The sequence below is a fragment of the Streptomyces sp. NPDC026538 genome (genome assembly GCF_055567535.1).
Genome location: NZ_JBVHQG010000009.1, coordinates 152,575 through 169,541, shown reverse-complemented (window position 1 = coordinate 169,541; position 16,967 = coordinate 152,575). Strand labels below are relative to the sequence as shown.

Genomic DNA, 16,967 nt, shown 5'->3' with positions numbered 1-16,967 from the left:
GCTATTCGTTCTTCCTTATCTGGGTGATCAGTTCCACCGACGCCTCGACGGACTCGGCGGCAGACGTGAGGCGTTGCCACGCGGCCCGGTGCGTGGAGACCCGATCACGTTCCTCGATGTACAGGGCGGAGGTCAGCCCTTCCTGGTGGACGACGTCCAGGTCCGTGTGCGGACCGAAGCCCAGGATGCTGAAGGTGCCGGTCAGGCCGGCGTGGAGGGGGGCGTCCGAGCGCAACACCTGGATGTTGATGTTCGGACGCCGCCCCATCGTAAGCAGGCGCCCCAACTGCTCGTACATCAGGGCGGGGTCCTCGGTGGTGCAGCGCAGGGCCTGTTCGGAGATGATCGCCCAGAGCGCCAGCGGGTCGCTGTCGCGGGTGAGCACGGCCTGACGTGCCAGCCGTACCTCGACCAGCGCGTCGACCCGTGCCTCGACCGCCTCGGACATGGCGGTCGCCCGGATGATCTCGCGGGCGTACTCGGCGGTCTGGAGCAGTCCGGGGATCATCCCCAACTGCCAGGTGGAGACCGTCTCTGCCTCGGCCTCCAGACTGATCAGGTCCTCGTACACCGGGGTGAGGACACCCCGGTACGAGTGCCACCAGTCACGGCGCCCTGCGTCCTTGGTGAGTGTGATCAGGGCCGCGCGCAGTTCGTCGCTCACGTCGCGGCCGAGTGCGGTGTACAGATCGAGCAGCGCCTGGATGTCCGCTGCCTTGGGGGCGGTCTTGCCGGTCTCCATCCGGGACAGCTTCGAGGAGACGAACGCGCCTTCGGAGTGCTCCGCGACCTCGTCGAGGGTGAGTTCGCCGCGCAGTTCGCGCAACTTCGCACCGAGCCGTCGCCGGCGCACCGTGGGCGTGCTCACGGATTCCCCCTTCTGTCCGGTGAACTGCCCGACAGTCTGCCGTGCCGCCCCAACCCTCGCCACCGGCTGGCGGCTTGTGCCGCAAGTCTCTCGCAGAGGTGCGCAATTTTTCACATCACGTGGGACGTATTGCGATCGACTGTGCTGTGAAGGCACCATGAATCCGGGAAATACGAAAGTGACCGCACTCGCATGGCGAACCACCGTGCCTGCGTTGGGACATGCCCGTGAGGGGATCTACATGATCGAGCGCCAGCGGAGCACCACGACCGAAACCCGTGCACTGCAAGTCGCCCCGCCGCCGGTCCTGTTACTGGCGAGCGAGCCCCAGTCGGCCAGGGCGGCACGGACGTTCGTGAGCGACTTCATCAGCCATCACACCCCGGACGCCTCCCGTGACCACATCGAGGCCGTCGCGCTGGTCACCTGCGAGCTGGTCACCAACTCCCTGCGTTACGAGACCGACCCGGACGACCCGGTCAGACTCCTCATCGACACCGACGGCTCCCGGACCCGGGTCGAGGTGCACGATCCGCTCAACCACCATCCCCGGCTGCGCCCCATCTCCGTCGAACGCGACCGCGGGCGCGGTCTGCTGATCCTGGACGCCCTGTGCTCGGGCCGCTGGGGCGTGGGCAATCTGCCCTGGGGCAAGTCCATCTGGGCCGAGGTCACCGCCGCCTGATCCGCACTCCCCCCACGACGACGGCCGGTTCCGTGGCGTAGTCCCCTCCCTGCCACGGCACCGGCCGTCGCCGCGCGCGCCGTCGGACCCGTGGAATCGACCCCTCCCACGCCGCGTTGGCGTTTCTCACACTGTGTTGACCGGCCTCACGCTGTGTGTCCCATCTCTCGTCAACGTCGGAGAAGGCCTGGTCAGCGGTGCCTTAAAATTCAAGCGACTGCCCCGAACGGCCGCTTCCAAGTGGCCACAAGATGAACGGGAGCCTAGCGTCGTACTAATATTTCCGGCTTGTTACCCAGCCGGAGCCGGATAACCCCAGGCAGACCTGGGGACCCGCCGGCGCCCCGGATGTGCCGGGAACGAGACGCGAGGACCGGATGGCAGCGATTGACGAGAGCAGTGCTCTCGGCCTGCTCGACGAAGAGATCCGCGAGGAGTTCGGGGACACGGCACGCTTCTCGGCGGGAGCGGCGGCCTCGCCGCGCACGCTCGTGGACGTGCTCGAAGCAACGGTACGGACCCACCCCGACGAGCCCGCACTGGACGACGGCACCGCCCAGCTCACCTACCGCGCCCTCGCGGTCGAGGTCGAGCGGCTGCGGCGACGGCTCCACGAGGCCGGGGTGGGGCTCGGCGACCGCGTGGGCGTTCGAGTGCCGTCCGGGACCAACGACCTGTACATCGCCGTACTCGGCGTGCTCGCGGCCGGTGCCGCCTATGTCCCCGTGGACGCCGAGGACCCCGACGAGCGGGCCGCGCTGGTGTTCGGGGAGGCGGAGGTCGCGGCCGTCCTCGGTGCCGGGCTGGAGATCGACGTACGGAACCCCGAGGCGCGCCACGCCGCCCGGCGGCCCGGCGTCGAGCACGACGCCTGGATCATCTTCACCTCCGGTTCCACCGGCAAGCCCAAGGGCGTCGCCGTCACCCACCGCAGCGCCGCCGCCTTCGTGGACGCCGAGTCCGCGCTGTTCCTGACCGAGGACCCGATCGGCCCGGGCGACCGGGTCATGGCGGGCCTCTCGGTGGCCTTCGACGCCTCCTGCGAGGAGATGTGGCTGGCCTGGCGTTACGGAGCCTGCCTGGTGCCCGTGCCCCGCTCCCAGGTCCGCAGCGGCGCCGACCTCGGCCCCTGGCTGGTCGAGCAGGAGATCACCGTCGTCTCGACCGTGCCGACCCTGGCCGCGCTCTGGGAGCCCGAGACCCTCAACGACGTCCGTCTCCTCATCTTCGGCGGCGAGGCCTGCCCGCCCGAGCTGGCGCAGCGGCTGGTCACCGAGGGCCGCGAGGTCTGGAACACCTACGGGCCCACCGAGGCCACCGTCGTCGCCTGTGCGGCCCTGATGAGCGGCGAGGAGCCGATCCGCATCGGGCTGCCGCTGAAAGGCTGGGAACTCGCCGTCGTCGACGACGCGGGCGAGCCCGTGGCGATGGGCGAGAGCGGCCAGCTGGTGATCGGCGGGGTCGGCCTGGCCCGCTATCTCGACGCCGAGAAGGACGCGGAGAAGTACGCGCCGCTTCCGTCGCTGGGCTGGGACCGCGCGTACCGCAGCGGTGACCTGGTGCGCGCCGACCGCGAGGGACTGGTGTTCCTCGGGCGCGCGGACGAGCAGATCAAGCTCGGCGGCCGCCGTATCGAGCTGGGCGAGGTCGACGCGGCCCTCCAGGCGCTGCCGGGCGTCGCGGGCGCCGCGGCGGCCGTACGGACCGCCCGCAGCGGCAACCAGCTGCTCGTCGGCTACATCGTCACCCAGGACGGCTGGGACCACCCGACCGCCGTCGAGAAGCTGCGCGCCGAGCTGCCCGCGGCCCTCGTCCCGCTGCTCGCGCCCGTCGAGGAGCTGCCCACCCGCACCTCCGGCAAGGTCGACCGCAACGCCCTGCCCTGGCCCCTGGAGGGCCTGGAGACGGCCGGCAGGGCGGAGCAGCTGTACGGCACCGAGGCCTGGCTCGCCGAGCAGTGGACCGAGGTCCTCGGCATCCCGGTGAGCAGCGCCTCCGACGACTTCTTCGCGATCGGCGGCGGCAGCCTGTCCGCCGCCCAGCTCACCACCCGGCTGCGCACCCGCTACCCGAGCGCGGCCGTCCTCGACATCTACCAGCAGCCGGAGCTGCGCAAGCTGGCCCGCCACCTGGAGGAGTCCGCGCAGGACGACACCGCGCAGCGGACGATCGCGCCGGTGCCGCGCGCCGCCCAGCTGGTGCAGCTCATGGTGCTGCTCCCGCTGTTCAGCCTGCTCGGGCTGCGCTGGACGGTCGTCCTGGCCGCCCTCGGCAACGTGCTCGGCGGCTACGGCTGGCTGCCCACCGCACCCTGGTGGCTGGTCGCCCTCGGGGCCCTGGTCCTGTACACCCCGCCCGGCCGGATCGCGATCGCCGCCGGTGGCGCGCGGCTGCTGCTGCGGGGCGTGAAGCCCGGCCGGTATCCGCGCGGCGGCTCGGTCCATCTGCGGCTGTGGACGGCCGAGCGGCTGACCGAGTTCACCGGCGCGACCGCGCTGACCGGGTCCTGGCTGGAGCGGTACGCGCGGGCGCTCGGCGCCAAGATCGGTCCCGAGGTGGACCTGCACTCGCTGCCGCCGGTCACCGGCCTGCTCAGGGTGGGGCGCGGCGCGGCCGTGGAGTCCGAGGTGGACCTGTCCGGCCACTGGCTGGACGGCGACCGGCTGGTGATCGGTCCGGTCCGGATCGGCGCCCACGCGGTCGTCGGCACGCGCGGCATCCTCTTCCCGGGCGCCCGGGTCGGCAAGCGCGCCGAGGTGGCGCCCGGCTCGGCGGTCACCGGGCAGATCCCGACCGGCCAGCGCTGGGCCGGCGCCCCGGCGGTCAAGCTGGGCAAGGCCAAGCGGAACTGGCCCAAGCAGCGGCCGCAGCGCGGCACCTACTGGCGGGTGATGTACGGCCTGACGGGCGTCGGGCTCAGCGCGCTGCCCGTGCTGGCGGGTGCCGCCGCACTGCTGGTCGCCGGGCGTCTCGTGGCTCCCGGGGACGGCCTGGCCGAGGCCCTGCGGGGCGCGGCGGTCGCGCTGGTCCCGGCCACGCTGGCCTTCGGGCTGGTGTACGCGCTGCTGATCCTGGTCTCCGTTCGGCTGCTCAGCCTGGGCCTGCGGGTCGGCACGCATCCGACGCACAGCCGGATCGGCTGGCAGGCCTGGACGGTCTCCCAGCTGATGGACCGCTCCCGGGACACCCTGTTCCCGCTGTACGCCGGTCTGGTCACGCCCGTGTGGCTGCGGCTGCTCGGGATGCGGATCGGGCGCGGTGCCGAGGTGTCGACCGTGCTCGCGCTGCCGAGTCTGACGACGGTCGGCGAGGGCGCGTTCCTGGCCGACGACACGCTGACCGCGCCGTACGAGCTCGGTGGCGGATATGTGCGGATCGGGCGCGCGGAGATCGGGCGGCGGGCGTTCCTCGGGAACTCCGGGATGACCGCGCCGGGCCGCAGCGTGCCGGACGGCGGTCTGGTGGGCGTGCTGTCGGCGACGCCGAAGAAGGCGAAGAAGGGCACGTCGTACCTGGGGCTGCCGCCGGTGAAACTGCCGCGCAGCGCGTCGGACGGTGACCAGAGCCGGACCTACGAGCCGCCGGCGCGGCTGCTGTGGGCGCGCGGTCTGGTGGAGCTGTGCAGGATCGTGCCGGTGCTGTGCTCGGTGGCGCTGGCCGGGCTGACGGTCGCCGCGCTGTGCGCGCTGGGCGGCTGGGCGCCGGTGCTGTCGGGGCTGGTGCTGCTCGCCGCCGGTGCGGTCGCGGGCGGGGTGTCGGTGCTGGCCAAGTGGCTGCTGGTCGGGCGGCACCGCGGTGGGGAGCACCCGCTGTGGAGTTCGTTCGTGTGGCGCAACGAGCTGGCGGACACCTTCGTCGAGGTGCTGGCGGTGCCGTGGCTGGCCGGCTCGGTTCCGGGTACTGCGGTGATGACGGCCTGGTTGCGCGGCCTCGGCGCGCGGATCGGCAAGGGCGTCTGGGTGGAGAGCTACTGGCTGCCGGAGACGGATCTGGTGACCCTGGAGGACGCGGCCACCGTGAACCGCGGCTGTGTCCTGCAGACTCACCTCTTCCACGACCGGATCTTGCGGACGGATACTGTGGTTCTCCGTGAGGGCGCCACACTGGGTCCTGGCGGGATCGTGCTGCCCGGCAGCACGATCGGGGCCCGTACCACCCTGGGTCCCGCGTCGCTCGTCATGGCGGCGGAGTCGGTTCCCGACGACACCCGCTGGCTCGGCAACCCGATCGAGGCATGGCGTTCCTGAGCGCGGGCCGTTCGGTGGCCGCGGGCGTCGGTGCGCCGAGAGACGGTTCGAGCACAGCGCAGGGAGCGAACGCGGAAGTGGCAGTGCAGCAGTCAGCGGGTCCGGACCCGTACTTCCCGGACAACGGCGATCCCCGGTACCGGGTGCATCGCTATGAGCTCACGCTGGACTACCGGCCCGGCCCCAACCGACTGGCCGGCTCGGTCCGGATCAACGCCATAGCGGGCCGGGCGGCGCTGCCCGAGTTCCAGCTGAACCTGGCCGACTTCAAGATCGGCCGGATCCGGGTGGACGGCCGCCAGCCGCACTGGACGCACCGCGGCGGCAGGCTGCGGGTGAAGCCCGCCAAACCGCTGCGGGCCGGGGCCGCCTTCACCGTGGAGATCCACTGGTCGGGCAACCCCAGGCCGGTGAACAGCCCCTGGGGCGGGATCGGCTGGGAGGAGCTGACGGACGGCGCGCTGGTGGCGAGCCAGCCGGTCGGCGCGCCCTCCTGGTTCCCCTGCAACGACCGGCCGGCCGACAAGGCGTCCTACCTGATCTCGGTCACCTGCCCGTCCGCGTACTCGGTGGTGGCCGGCGGGCGGCTGCTGACCCGGACCACCAAGGCGTCCACGACGACCTGGGTGTACGAGCAGGCGGCACCGACGTCGAGCTATCTGGTGGGCCTCGCGATCGGCAAGTTCCAGACGGTGCTGCTGGGCGATCCGGGCTTCGGCGGGATCCCGATGCACGGGCACATACCCGCGCAGCTGCTGCCCGAGTTCTCGCGGGACTTCGCCCGGCAGCCAGCGATGATGGACCTGTTCCAACGGCTCTTCGGGCCCTACCCGTTCGAGGAGTACGCCGTCGTCGTCACCGACGAGGAGTTCGACGTCCCCGTCGAGGCACAGGGGTTGTCGCTGTTCGGCGTCAACCACGTGGACGGGGCTCGGGGTTCGGAGCGGCTGGTGGCGCACGAGCTGGCGCACCAGTGGTTCGGCAACAGCGTCTCCATCGCGGACTGGCGGCACATCTGGCTGAACGAGGGGCTCGCCAAGTACGCGGAGTGGCTGTGGTCGGAGCGGTCCGGTGGCCGTAGCGCCCAGCAACTGGCGGCCGGTGCGCACCGGTTGCTGTCCGGGCTGCCGCAGGACATCCGGATCGCCGACCCGGGCCGCAAGGCGATGTTCGACGACCGGCTCTACGAGCGCGGCGGGGTCACGGTCCACGCGCTGCGCTGCGCACTCGGCGACGAGCGGTTCTTCCACATGCTGCGGGCGTGGGCAGGCCTGCACCGGGGCGGGACGGTGACGACCGCCATGTTCACGGCGCACGTCAACCGGTTCGCGGACGAGCCGCTCGACGCCCTCCTCGACGCCTGGGTGCACGGCGTGGCGCTGCCCGCGCTGCCCACCCTGAGCGTGCCGGCCCGTCCGGTGCAGCCGCCCACCAACGCCGAGTCGGCGTAGGGGGGCGGACTCTTGGCAGCGAAGCGATCCCGGCGACAGCCCGCCGCCGACTGTCCGTGCGGCCTGGCGGAGACGTACGAGAAGTGCTGCGGCCGGTTCCACCGCGGTGCGGCGACGGCGCCCACCGCCGAGGCACTGATGCGCTCGCGCTACAGCGCGTTCGTCAGGCGTGACGAGCCGTACCTGCTGCGCACCTGGCATCCCCGGACCCGTCCGGGCCGGCTCGACCTGGACCCCGGGATGCGGTGGACGGGCCTGGAGATCCTGGCGACGAGCGACGGTTCGGCCTTCCACGCCACCGGCACGGTGACCTTCCGCGCCTCCTTCAGGGGCGGGTCCCTGCACGAACTCAGCCGGTTCGAGCGGGTCGACGGCGCCTGGGTGTACCTGGACGGTGACTTCCTGGACTAGGGCGGCCTAGGGCGCCAGGATGTCCAGTTCCTGGAGGGCGCCGACGGTGATCTCGCGGGTCAGCTGCTCGGCTCGGACCGCGTCGCCCTCCCGTACCGCCTCGGCGACCTGGACATGGAGGGTGACGGCGGCCGGGTCGGGGTCCTCGAACATCACCTCGTGGTGGGTACGGCCCGCGAGGACCTCCGCCACCACGTCGCCGAGGCGGGCGAACATCTCGTTGCCGGAGGCGTTGAGGATCACCCGGTGGAACGCCATGTCGTGGATCAGGTAGTGCTCCAACCGGTGGCCGCGTGAGTTGGCCACCATGCCGAGCGCGCACTCGGTGAGTTCGGCGCACTGCTCCGCCGTGGCGCTCTTCGCCGCCATGCGCGCGGCCACCGGCTCGATCGCCGAGCGCAGCACGGTCAGTGAGCGCAGCTGGTGGGGGCGGTCGGCGCCGGCCAGCCGCCAGCGGATGACCTGCGGGTCGTAGACGTTCCACTCGGCCTTCGGGCGGACCGTCACGCCGACCCGGCGACGGGACTCGACCAGGTGCATGGACTCCAGGACCCGGACCGCCTCGCGCATCACCGAGCGCGACACCTCGAAGTGCTGGGCCAGCTCGTCCGTGCGCAGGACGCTGCCCGGCGGGTACTCGCCGGCGGTGATCGCGGGGCCGAGGGAGTCAAGTACGCGGCCGTGCAGCCCACGGCCCATGGTGCTCATGCACTCAGCGTACCGAGCGGATCACAGAGCCAAAAAGTCAGACTTATTTGTCACAGACTCTTGAATTCGTCGTACCTAATGGGTTTCAGTGAGGCCGACGCCGGATGTCGTACGCCGGTGTCTCTCGTTGAGGAATCCCGAGGAAGACAGCGAGGCAGTGATGCGGACCCCCCATGTCGTCGTGGTGATGGGCGTCGCCGGCACGGGCAAGACCACGATCGGTCCTCTGCTCGCCGCCCGGCTCGGCGTCCCCTACGCCGAGGGCGACGACTTCCACCCGCCGGCCAACATCGCCAAGATGTCGGCCGGGCACCCGCTGGAGGACGCCGACCGGTGGCCGTGGCTGGACGCCATCGGCTCCTGGGCGCACGGGCGGGAAAGCCTGGGCGGAGTGGTCAGCAGCTCCGCGCTGAAGCGGTCGTACCGTGACCGGCTCCGCGCCGCCGCCCCGGGCGTCGTCTTCGTGCACCTCACCGGTGACCGGAAGCTCATCGAGGACCGGATGTCGCATCGGCAGGGTCACTTCATGCCGACCGCGCTGCTGGACTCCCAGTTCGCCACGCTCCAGCCGCTGGAGGCGGACGAGCCGGGGGTCGCCGTGGACGTCACCGGCAGCCCCGAGGAGATCACCGCACGGGCCGTGCGGGCCCTGGACGCGCTGCCCGACCTCACCCGGCGGTAACTCCCCCTTCTCGGCAGTACCCCCCCTTTTTTTTGTCCCCGTATCTGCAAGTTCTCCGTCCCCGTATCTCCAAGGAACCACCGTGACCAGACTCAGCGTCGAGATGCTGGCAGCGGACACCGTCGCGCCCATCACCTCGGCCGGACATGCCCAGCTCGGCATCGCCGTCCTTGCGGCCTTCGCCGTCATCGTCCTGCTCATCACCAAGTTCAAGCTCCACGCCTTCCTGGCGCTGACCATCGGCTCGCTCGCGCTCGGCGCGTTCGCCGGGGCGCCGCTGGACAAGGTCATCACCAGCTTCACCGCCGGCCTCGGCGCCACGGTCGCCGGCGTGGGTGTCCTGATCGCGCTCGGGGCGATCCTGGGCAAGCTGCTCGCCGACTCCGGCGGGGCCGACCAGATCGTCGACACGATCCTCGCCAAGGCCGGCGGCCGCTCCATGCCGTGGGCGATGGTGCTGATCGCCTCCGTGGTCGGTCTGCCGCTGTTCTTCGAGGTCGGCATCGTGCTGCTGATCCCGGTGGTGCTGATGGTCGCCAAGCGTGGCAACTACTCCCTGATGCGTATCGGCATCCCGGCACTGGCCGGTCTGTCCGTGATGCACGGCCTGGTGCCGCCGCACCCCGGCCCGCTGGTCGCGATCGACGCGGTCGGTGCCAACCTGGGCGTGACCCTGGCCCTCGGCGTCCTGGTGGCCATCCCGACCGTGATCGTCGCCGGTCCGCTGTTCTCCAAGGTCGCCGCCCGCTGGGTGGACGTCCCGGCCCCCGACCGGATGCTCCCGCAGCGTCCCTCGGAGGAGCTGGAGAAGCGCCCCGGCTTCGGCGCCACCCTCGCCACCATCCTGCTCCCGGTCGTGCTGATGCTGGCCAAGGCGCTGGTGGACATCGTCGTCGACGACCCGGCGCACACCGTCCAGCGGGTCTTCGACGTCATCGGCTCCCCGCTGATCGCCCTGCTCGCGGCCGTGATCGTCGGCTTCTTCACGCTGGGCCGCCCGGCCGGGTTCTCCAAGGAACGGCTCCAGCAGACGGTCGACAAGGGGCTGATGCCCATCGCGGGCATCCTGCTCATCGTCGGCGCGGGCGGCGGCTTCAAGCAGACGCTGATCGACTGCGGTGTCGGCCAGATGATCCTGGAGATCTCCAAGGACTGGTCGATCCCGGCGCTGCTGCTGGCCTGGCTGATCGCGGTGGCGATCCGGCTGGCGACGGGCTCGGCGACGGTGGCGACCGTCTCGGCGGCGGGCCTGGTGGCCCCGCTGGCGGCGGACATGTCGACGGCCCACACGGCCCTGCTGGTCCTGGCCATCGGCGCCGGCTCGCTCTTCTTCAGCCATGTCAACGACGCCGGTTTCTGGCTGGTCAAGGAGTACTTCGGGCTGAGCGTCGGGCAGACCGTCAAGACCTGGTCGATCATGGAGACGATCATCTCGGTGGTGGCGGGCGGCCTGGTCCTGCTCCTCTCGCTGATCGTCTAGAGGCACCGCGGACACGACGCCGGCCGCACACCGGCGTCGTGGACGTCGAGGAGCGGGTGGGTCCGCTCGGCATCCGGCGGCGGACCGGCGAGATCCTCTACGGACAGTCGGCGTCCTCCGTCGGGGGCGTGCGCCCTGCCGCCCACGTGGTCCGCGCGATCAGCGAGGCGGCTGAAGCGAACCTGGACTCGCGGCCGCGCTCGCTGCTCGGGCGGCCACCGGCCTGATCGACGTCCGGCGGGGAATCAGGGCCGCCACAGCGGATGCTCCCGCTTCGCCCACTCCTTGCTCACCTTCCCGGTGCGCAGCCCCTGCCTCGCCTCCGGGTCGGCCATGGCCATGCCGATGTGGCCCGCCAGGACGACGCCGATCGTCAGGGACAGCCAGTCGTGGACGAAGGTGGCCGAGGTGCGCCACATCAGCGGGGTGAGGTGGGTGAACCACATCAGCAGGCCGGTGGCGAGCATGACCAGGGTGGCGCCGGCGATCCAGTTCGCGTAGATCTTCTGGCCGGCGTTGAACTTGCCCGCCGGACGGGAGGACGGGCGTTTGTCACGGCTCAGGGCGGCCCGCAGCCAGAGCCTGTCGTGGGGGCCGAAGCGGTTCAGGAAGCCGAGGTCCCTGCGGAAGGCGCGGGAGGCGAGGCCGAGCAGGACCGGCACGGGCAGGGCCAGGCCGGCGCACTCGTGGATGCGGACGACCAGTTCGCGGCGGCCGACCAGGATCGCCAGCTGCGGGATGTAGAGGCAGGCGGCCGTCAGCACGCAGATGCCCATCAGCGCCGCCGTCGTGCGGTGGATCCAGCGCTCGGCGGGGGTGAAGCGGTGCAGCCGCCCGGTTGCGGCCGGTGCCTCAGCTCGTAGGCTCATCGTCGCGTCCGTTCGAGCGGCCGACCCAGGCGTCGACGTCGTAACCGAGGTGTTCCCAGTATCCCGGCTGCACCTTGTCGGTCACCGTGATGCCGGAGAGCCACTTGGCCGATTTGTAGAAGTACATGGGGGCGACATAGAGGCGGACCGGGCCGCCGTGGTCGTGTCCGATGGCCTTGTCCTGCATGCGCAGCGCGACCAGGATGTCCGGCCGCCGCGCCTGGTCGAGGGTGAGGCTCTCGGTGTACGCGCCGTCGAAGCAGGTGAAGCGGATCGCCTTCGCGGTATCGCGTACCCCCGCCAGGTCCAGCAGGTGCGAGAGGCGGACCCCCTCGAACGGGGTCTCCGGCACCCGCCACCCGGTCACGCACTGGACGTCCTTGACCAGCCGGGTCTGCGGCAGGGCGCGCAGCTCGGCCAGGCTGAAGGTGCGCGGTTTGTCGACCAGGCCGTCGATCTTCAGCTGGTAGTCCGCGGCGGTCCTGTTCGGCACCGGCCCGGTCACCGAGTAGTAGCGGAAGCCGCCGCCGTTCGGGAGCAGGCCGGTCAGGCCCGTGGGGTCCTTGCCGGAGAAGGTGCCGAGGACCGACTCGGTGACGCGTTGCAGCACCGGCGCGGTCACGACACCGAGGGCGCCCAGGCCTACGGTGCCGAGGAACACCCGTCGGCCGATCGGCCGACCCTCCTCGGGTCGTTCAGAATTCACGTACACATTCGAACACCCTCGGGGCGGCCCCGGCCAGGAAATCCGGCCGCCGTAAGAAATCCACAACCTCTTCTCATCAACCGCTTCGCGTCACCCGCCGAGCGCGCGCTCCCGGGCCGCCCGGAACGCCTCGCACGGGTCGCGGTCCGGGTAGGACCAGGGCGCCGGCGTGGCATGCCGGCCGATGCGCTGGAACAGGGCCGCGGCCTCGGCGTACCGGCCGGCGCCGGAGGTGGCGTGGGCGAGGTGGTTGAGGTCGACATGGCGGCGCGGGTGCTCCTCGATGCCCCACTCCAGCCACCAGTCGAAGGCCGCGCTCAGGGCACGCCGGGCGGACGGCTCCGCCCAGTGGCCGGCCTCGGCCGGGTCGGCGGGCGCCCGGCCGGCGGCGGCGAGCACCCGGTGCCGCTCGGTGTAGGCGACGACGGGGAGGACGGCGAGCGGGGAGTCGGCCGGGGCCGCGGCGGCCGAGCGTTCCGCGAAGGCGCACAGTTCGTACGTCCCCTCGGTCTCGGTCTCCGCGATACGGGCGGCCATCAGGTGGTGGGCGTGGTGGTGCTCGGGATGGCGGTCGCGCACCTCGTGGAACATGCGGCGCGTCTCGTCGTCGGTGCCGAGGTGCCGGGCGAGCAGCAGGAGGCCGAGCCACGGGGTGGGGTCGGCGGGGGCGAGCGCGGCGGCACCGGAGCAGGCCTCGCGAGCCCGGTCAAGGGGTTCCTTGCCGCGCAGGGCACGCCGGACCAGGGTCAGGGCGTAGAGGGTGGCGGCACCCGCGGAGCCGGGCTCGGCGAGCAGCCACTCGCGGGCCCAGGCGATGGCGTAGGGCTCGCGGGCGAGGGCGGTGACCCGGTGGCCCCGGCGGTCCCAGTCATCACCCGTGTGGAGCAGCAGGGAGCGGGCGGCCTGCCAGCGGCCCTGGGCCAACGCGGCTCGCGCGGAGATGAGTTCGGCGTCGTCGAGGGCATCGTCGGGACAGTGTTCGCACCCGGGGTGCGCTGCCGCGCGGGGACCTTCTGCGACGGCCCGGCCTGGGCCTAAGAGGGGCGGGGTTGGGGGCACCGCGGAACTTCCTGGTTGTCGGGCTGCCATCGGCCGATCACGCACAGCAAACCCCCAGCCAAGACTTTGCGTCAAGCTGAACGGGGCTGGTACCCCGTTCAACTACCCCGAGCGCAGCGGAACTTGACGCGCGCCGGGGTCCGTTGGGCGTACCGTGGCCGTGGGGCTCCGGGTTCCGGCTGTGGCGTACGCCATGGCGCGGGCCGCCCGGGCATCGGACCATGGCCGTACCGGTCGCACCGCCGCGCCCTGATCCACCTGCCGTGTTCGGCTCGGGCATCGTGACCGAGTCAACCGCCCGATTCCGGGTACTCCCGGGGCAACACCCATCCGCGAGCGCTACAGTCGGCCACTACGCACCCCGTAGCCCGGCCGCATGATCGAGGTACGCAGCGTGTCCGTTCTGGTTCTGATTCTCGCCGTGAGTGCGGCCTGTTGCCTCGGCTTCGGGTTCGTGCTCCAGCAGAACGCCGCCCAGAAGGCCCCGCTCAGCGACTTCCTCTCCTTCCGGCTGCTGCTCGACCTGATGAGGGTGCCGCGCTGGCTCGGCGGGATCGGCCTGATGGTGGCCGGCATGGTGCTCGGCGCGATCGCGCTCGGCAAGGGCGAGATCTCCCTGGTCGAACCGCTACTGGCGACGAACCTGCTCTTCGCCCTCGCGCTCTCCCGGCACCAGACCAAGCATCCCCTGAGCCACCAGGGCTGGGCCGGACTCGGTCTGCTCGCGGGCGGGGTGACCGCGTTCATCCTGGCGGGCCAGCCACGTGGCGGTGACGCCATCGTCAACCCGCTGCGCCACTGGCTGATCATCGGCGTGGTGGTCGGCCTCGCCCTGGTGCTCACCACCTACGCCAAGCGGTCCCGGCTCAGCGCGGGGCCGACCCTGCTCGCCCTCGCCGCCGGCCTGCTGTACGGCGTACAGGACGCGCTGACCCGGGTCACCAGCACCCGCTTCTCCGAGGGCGGCATCACCGAGGTGCTGACCGGCTGGCAGCCGTACGGCGTGCTGGTGCTCGGGGTCAGCGGGCTGATCCTCGTCCAGAGCGCGTTCGAGACGGCGGAGCTGCGCAACTCGCTGCCCGCGCTCACCGCCGCCCAGCCGCTCGCCGGGATCCTGTGCGGCGTCGGCTTCCTCGGGGACCGGCTGCGCACCGACACCGGGGCGCTGGCCTGGGAGGCGGCCGGGCTCGCGGCGATCGTGGCGGGCATCGTGCTGCTCGGGCTGCACCCCGCGATGCCGCGCGGTCCGGCGCCGAAGGAGCCCTCGCTGGACCTCCAGCCGCGCTGACGCCCCCGGGCTCCGGCCTGCTTGGATGGCGGCATGAAGCCTGCTGACGAAATCCTCGACATCGTCGACGAGCACGACCGGGTGATCGGACAGGCCCCCCGCGGTGAGGCGTACGCCCGGGGCCTGCGCCACCGCTGCGCCTTCATCCTGGCCCGCGACGCCGCCGGCCGCGTCTTCGTCCACCGCCGCACCGCGACCAAGCTGGTCTTCCCCTCCCTGTACGACATGTTCGTCGGGGGCGTGGTCGGCGCGGGCGAGTCCTACGACGACGCGGCGCTGCGGGAGGCGGAGGAGGAGCTGGGCGTGTCCGGGCTGCCCCGGCCGACGTACCTCTTCAAGTTCCGGTACGACGACGGCGCCGGCCACAGCTGGTGGTCGGCGGTGTACGAGGTCCGCTGCGAGCTGCCGGTACGGCCCCAGGTGGAGGAGGTGGCCTGGCACGGCTTCCTCACGGAGGAGGAACTGACGGGGCGGCTCGGTGCGTGGGAGTGGGTACCGGACGGGCTGGCGGCGTGGGAGCGACTGCGGGAGTGGCGGGGCTGAGGTGGGGTGGGGATGCTTACCGGCGCCGGCAGGGTGCCGCTGCGCCCACCGTGCCGCCCATGCGGCACGACTGCCCGCAGCCGCGTCAGCTGACAGGGCGGCCCGTGCCTGAGGCGCCCCTTCAGGAGCGCGGGGAACTGCGCGAGCAGCCCCCACTCACCCGCAGACGAACCCTCGGCCGCCCTCCCCGGTAGGCTTCCGGCACGTGATCGAATTCGCGCGGAACGTCCGTTTGTGGTTCGCCCCCGAAGTGGTGCGCGAAGAGGGAACGACCCCTGACTACCGCTTCTCCCTCGCCAACGAGCGGACCTTCCTGGCCTGGCTGCGCACCGCCCTCGCCCTGATCGGCGGCGGTTTCGCCGTGGACCAGTTCCTGCCCGACCTCCGCTGGGCCTGGCGGGTCGGCCTCGCGCTCGCGCTCCTCGCCGCCGGCGTGCTGTGCTCGCTGCGGGCGGTGAACCACTGGGTGCGCTGTGAGCGGGCCATGCGGCGCGGCGAGGATCTGCCGGTCTCCCGGTTCCCGGCCCTGCTCGGCGTGGTCGTCGCCGTGGTCGCCGTCGCGATGGTCGTCGTGGTGCTCGTCGGGTGGGAAGGATGACCACGCCGGCCCGCGACCCGGGGCTCCAGCCGGAGCGGACCCGGCTGGCCTGGCGCCGTACGACACTGTCGGCGACCGTCGCCGCCGTACTCGCCGCGAAGACCGCGGTGCACGGCAGCACCTCGGCCGGCGGCGTGCTCGCCTGCGCGGCCTGCTGCGTCCTGTGGCTGGGCTTCCTCCTGGTCGCCAACCGCCGGATCCGCGCCCTGGCGGCCACCGACCGCCCCTCGGCACTGGCCCCGCGGCAGGCGACCGCGGCGGTGCTGTGCACGGTCGCCGTCGCCCTGTGCGCCGCCGCGCTGGTCGTCTAGGCCTCGGGCCTAGCCCTCCTCCTCCGGCCACTCCACCGTGACCACCAGCTTGCCGCGGGTGCGCCCCTCCTGGCTGCGCCGGTGCGCGTCGGCCGTCCGCTTCAGCGGAAACGTCTCGGCGACGTGGACCGTCACCGCTCCCTGTTCCGCGAGTCCGGCGAGCCGCTTCAGGTCCTCGGCGTCGGGTCGCGCCCAGCAGTAGCGGCCGCCGAAGTCGACGACGTCCGGGTCGGCGATCGAGGCCATCCGTCCCTCGGGGGCGAGCATGTTCGCCGAGCTGGTCAGGGCATCGCCGCCGACGGTGTCGAAGACCGCGTCGACGCCCTCCGGGGCCAGTCCCCGTACGCGTTCGGTCAGGCCGGGCCCGTAGCTCACCGGCTCGCCGCCGAGGCCCCGGACGAAGTCGTGGTTGCGTTCACTCGCCGTGCCGATGACCCGGGCCCCGAGGTGCGCCGCGATCTGGACCGCGATGGAGCCGACCCCGCCGGCGGCGGCGTGCACCAGGACCGTCTCGCCGCGCTTGACCTCCAGGGCGTGGACCAGCACCTGGTAGGCGGTGAGCCCGGCCAGCGGCAGACCCGCGGCCTCCTCGAAGGAGAGGTTGCGCGGCTTGCGGGCCAGGGTGCGCACCGGGGCGGCGACGTACTCGGCGAAGGTGCCCCGGGAGAGGAAGTCCTCCCGGACGTAACCGATCACCTCGTCGCCGACCCCGAACTCGGTGACGGCCGGCCCCGGCTGAACGACCACGCCGGAGACGTCCCAGCCGGGGATCACCGGGAAGACGGCGTCCAAGATGCCGTGCAGATCGCCCTCCCGGCACTTCCAGTCGACCGGGTTGACGGCGGCCGCCCGGACCTTCACCAGGACCGTGTCGGGGCCCACCTTCGGGTCCTTGACCTCGCCGTACTCCAGTACCCCGGGTCCGCCGTACCGGCTGTAGCTGATGCCCTTCATGCAACCGACCCTCCGGGGTACTCGCACGCCACGCAACCGGGATGCCCGCATATGTGCCGTTCGCGTGGCAGCCTGTCCGTCGGCAGCACGCCACCTTCCCGACCCCG

At 72.0% G+C, this 16,967-nt stretch carries 17 protein-coding genes; 11 read left to right on the top strand and 6 right to left on the bottom strand.

Going from position 1 to position 16,967, the window contains the following annotated elements; translation table 11 throughout:
• Position 1: 1 nt before the first annotated feature.
• Complete coding sequence (locus ACZ4N4_RS32280; protein WP_450758748.1) at positions 2–868, bottom strand: helix-turn-helix domain-containing protein; 867 nt, start codon at positions 866–868, stop codon at positions 2–4.
• A gap of 241 nt (positions 869–1,109) precedes the next feature.
• Between ACZ4N4_RS32280 and ACZ4N4_RS32275 the strand changes: the two genes are divergently transcribed.
• From ACZ4N4_RS32275 to ACZ4N4_RS32260, 4 genes are all read left to right on the top strand, one after another.
• Entirely contained in the window at positions 1,110–1,553 is a 444-nt protein-coding gene (locus tag ACZ4N4_RS32275; protein WP_453574992.1) for an ATP-binding protein, read from the top strand.
• A gap of 377 nt (positions 1,554–1,930) precedes the next feature.
• Positions 1,931–5,800 (top strand): Pls/PosA family non-ribosomal peptide synthetase, encoded by a 3,870-nt coding sequence (locus ACZ4N4_RS32270; protein ID WP_467595443.1) that lies wholly within the window; start codon positions 1,931–1,933, stop codon positions 5,798–5,800.
• A 77-nt stretch (positions 5,801–5,877) separates the two neighbouring features.
• Complete coding sequence (locus ACZ4N4_RS32265; RefSeq protein WP_467595440.1) at positions 5,878–7,251, top strand: M1 family metallopeptidase; 1,374 nt, start codon at positions 5,878–5,880, stop codon at positions 7,249–7,251.
• Positions 7,252–7,263: 12 nt separating this feature from the next.
• On the top strand, positions 7,264–7,662 hold the full coding sequence (locus ACZ4N4_RS32260) for a YchJ family protein (RefSeq protein WP_453574987.1): 399 nt from the start codon (positions 7,264–7,266) through the stop codon (positions 7,660–7,662).
• A 6-nt stretch (positions 7,663–7,668) separates the two neighbouring features.
• Here the strand turns inward: ACZ4N4_RS32260 and ACZ4N4_RS32255 are convergent, their stop codons facing one another.
• Positions 7,669–8,370, bottom strand: coding sequence for a FadR/GntR family transcriptional regulator (locus ACZ4N4_RS32255; protein WP_467595437.1), 702 nt, complete (start codon positions 8,368–8,370; stop codon positions 7,669–7,671).
• A 160-nt stretch (positions 8,371–8,530) separates the two neighbouring features.
• Between ACZ4N4_RS32255 and ACZ4N4_RS32250 the strand changes: the two genes are divergently transcribed.
• The 3 genes from ACZ4N4_RS32250 to ACZ4N4_RS32240 all read left to right on the top strand — a co-directional run bounded on the left by ACZ4N4_RS32250 (position 8,531) and on the right by ACZ4N4_RS32240 (position 10,759).
• On the top strand, positions 8,531–9,052 hold the full coding sequence (locus ACZ4N4_RS32250; protein ID WP_360489614.1) for a gluconokinase: 522 nt from the start codon (positions 8,531–8,533) through the stop codon (positions 9,050–9,052).
• A gap of 82 nt (positions 9,053–9,134) precedes the next feature.
• Positions 9,135–10,532 (top strand): GntT/GntP/DsdX family permease, encoded by a 1,398-nt coding sequence (locus ACZ4N4_RS32245; RefSeq protein ID WP_467595434.1) that lies wholly within the window; start codon positions 9,135–9,137, stop codon positions 10,530–10,532.
• A 38-nt stretch (positions 10,533–10,570) separates the two neighbouring features.
• On the top strand, positions 10,571–10,759 hold the full coding sequence (locus ACZ4N4_RS32240; protein ID WP_467595431.1) for a hypothetical protein: 189 nt from the start codon (positions 10,571–10,573) through the stop codon (positions 10,757–10,759).
• An 18-nt stretch (positions 10,760–10,777) separates the two neighbouring features.
• Here the strand turns inward: ACZ4N4_RS32240 and ACZ4N4_RS32235 are convergent, their stop codons facing one another.
• The 3 genes from ACZ4N4_RS32235 to ACZ4N4_RS32225 all read right to left on the bottom strand — a co-directional run bounded on the left by ACZ4N4_RS32235 (position 10,778) and on the right by ACZ4N4_RS32225 (position 13,166).
• On the bottom strand, positions 10,778–11,401 hold the full coding sequence (locus ACZ4N4_RS32235) for a cytochrome b/b6 domain-containing protein (RefSeq protein ID WP_450758731.1): 624 nt from the start codon (positions 11,399–11,401) through the stop codon (positions 10,778–10,780).
• On the bottom strand, positions 11,385–12,107 hold the full coding sequence (locus tag ACZ4N4_RS32230; protein ID WP_467595428.1) for a molybdopterin-dependent oxidoreductase: 723 nt from the start codon (positions 12,105–12,107) through the stop codon (positions 11,385–11,387). Before ACZ4N4_RS32230 ends, ACZ4N4_RS32235 begins: the two co-directional genes overlap by 17 nt.
• 90 nt (positions 12,108–12,197) lie before the next feature.
• Positions 12,198–13,166: a hypothetical protein gene (locus tag ACZ4N4_RS32225; protein WP_467595426.1), complete on the bottom strand. Its 969-nt coding sequence runs from the start codon at positions 13,164–13,166 to the stop codon at positions 12,198–12,200.
• Between the two features lie 394 nt (positions 13,167–13,560).
• On the opposite strand from ACZ4N4_RS32225, the gene ACZ4N4_RS32220 reads away from it, so the two are divergent.
• The 4 genes from ACZ4N4_RS32220 to ACZ4N4_RS32205 all read left to right on the top strand — a co-directional run bounded on the left by ACZ4N4_RS32220 (position 13,561) and on the right by ACZ4N4_RS32205 (position 15,906).
• Positions 13,561–14,454: a DMT family transporter gene (locus tag ACZ4N4_RS32220; protein WP_467595423.1), complete on the top strand. Its 894-nt coding sequence runs from the start codon at positions 13,561–13,563 to the stop codon at positions 14,452–14,454.
• 33 nt (positions 14,455–14,487) lie between these two features.
• Entirely contained in the window at positions 14,488–14,997 is a 510-nt protein-coding gene (locus tag ACZ4N4_RS32215) for an NUDIX hydrolase (RefSeq protein ID WP_467595420.1), read from the top strand.
• Positions 14,998–15,202: 205 nt separating this feature from the next.
• Complete coding sequence (locus ACZ4N4_RS32210) at positions 15,203–15,595, top strand: YidH family protein (protein WP_360489622.1); 393 nt, start codon at positions 15,203–15,205, stop codon at positions 15,593–15,595.
• A complete protein-coding gene (locus tag ACZ4N4_RS32205) occupies positions 15,592–15,906 on the top strand; it encodes a DUF202 domain-containing protein (RefSeq protein ID WP_467595417.1) in 315 nt (104 codons plus the stop codon). Before ACZ4N4_RS32210 ends, ACZ4N4_RS32205 begins: the two co-directional genes overlap by 4 nt.
• Before the next feature lie 9 nt (positions 15,907–15,915).
• On the opposite strand, the gene ACZ4N4_RS32200 is transcribed toward ACZ4N4_RS32205, so the two are convergent.
• A complete protein-coding gene (locus ACZ4N4_RS32200) occupies positions 15,916–16,860 on the bottom strand; it encodes an NADP-dependent oxidoreductase (RefSeq protein ID WP_467595414.1) in 945 nt (314 codons plus the stop codon).
• Positions 16,861–16,967 lie beyond the last annotated feature (107 nt).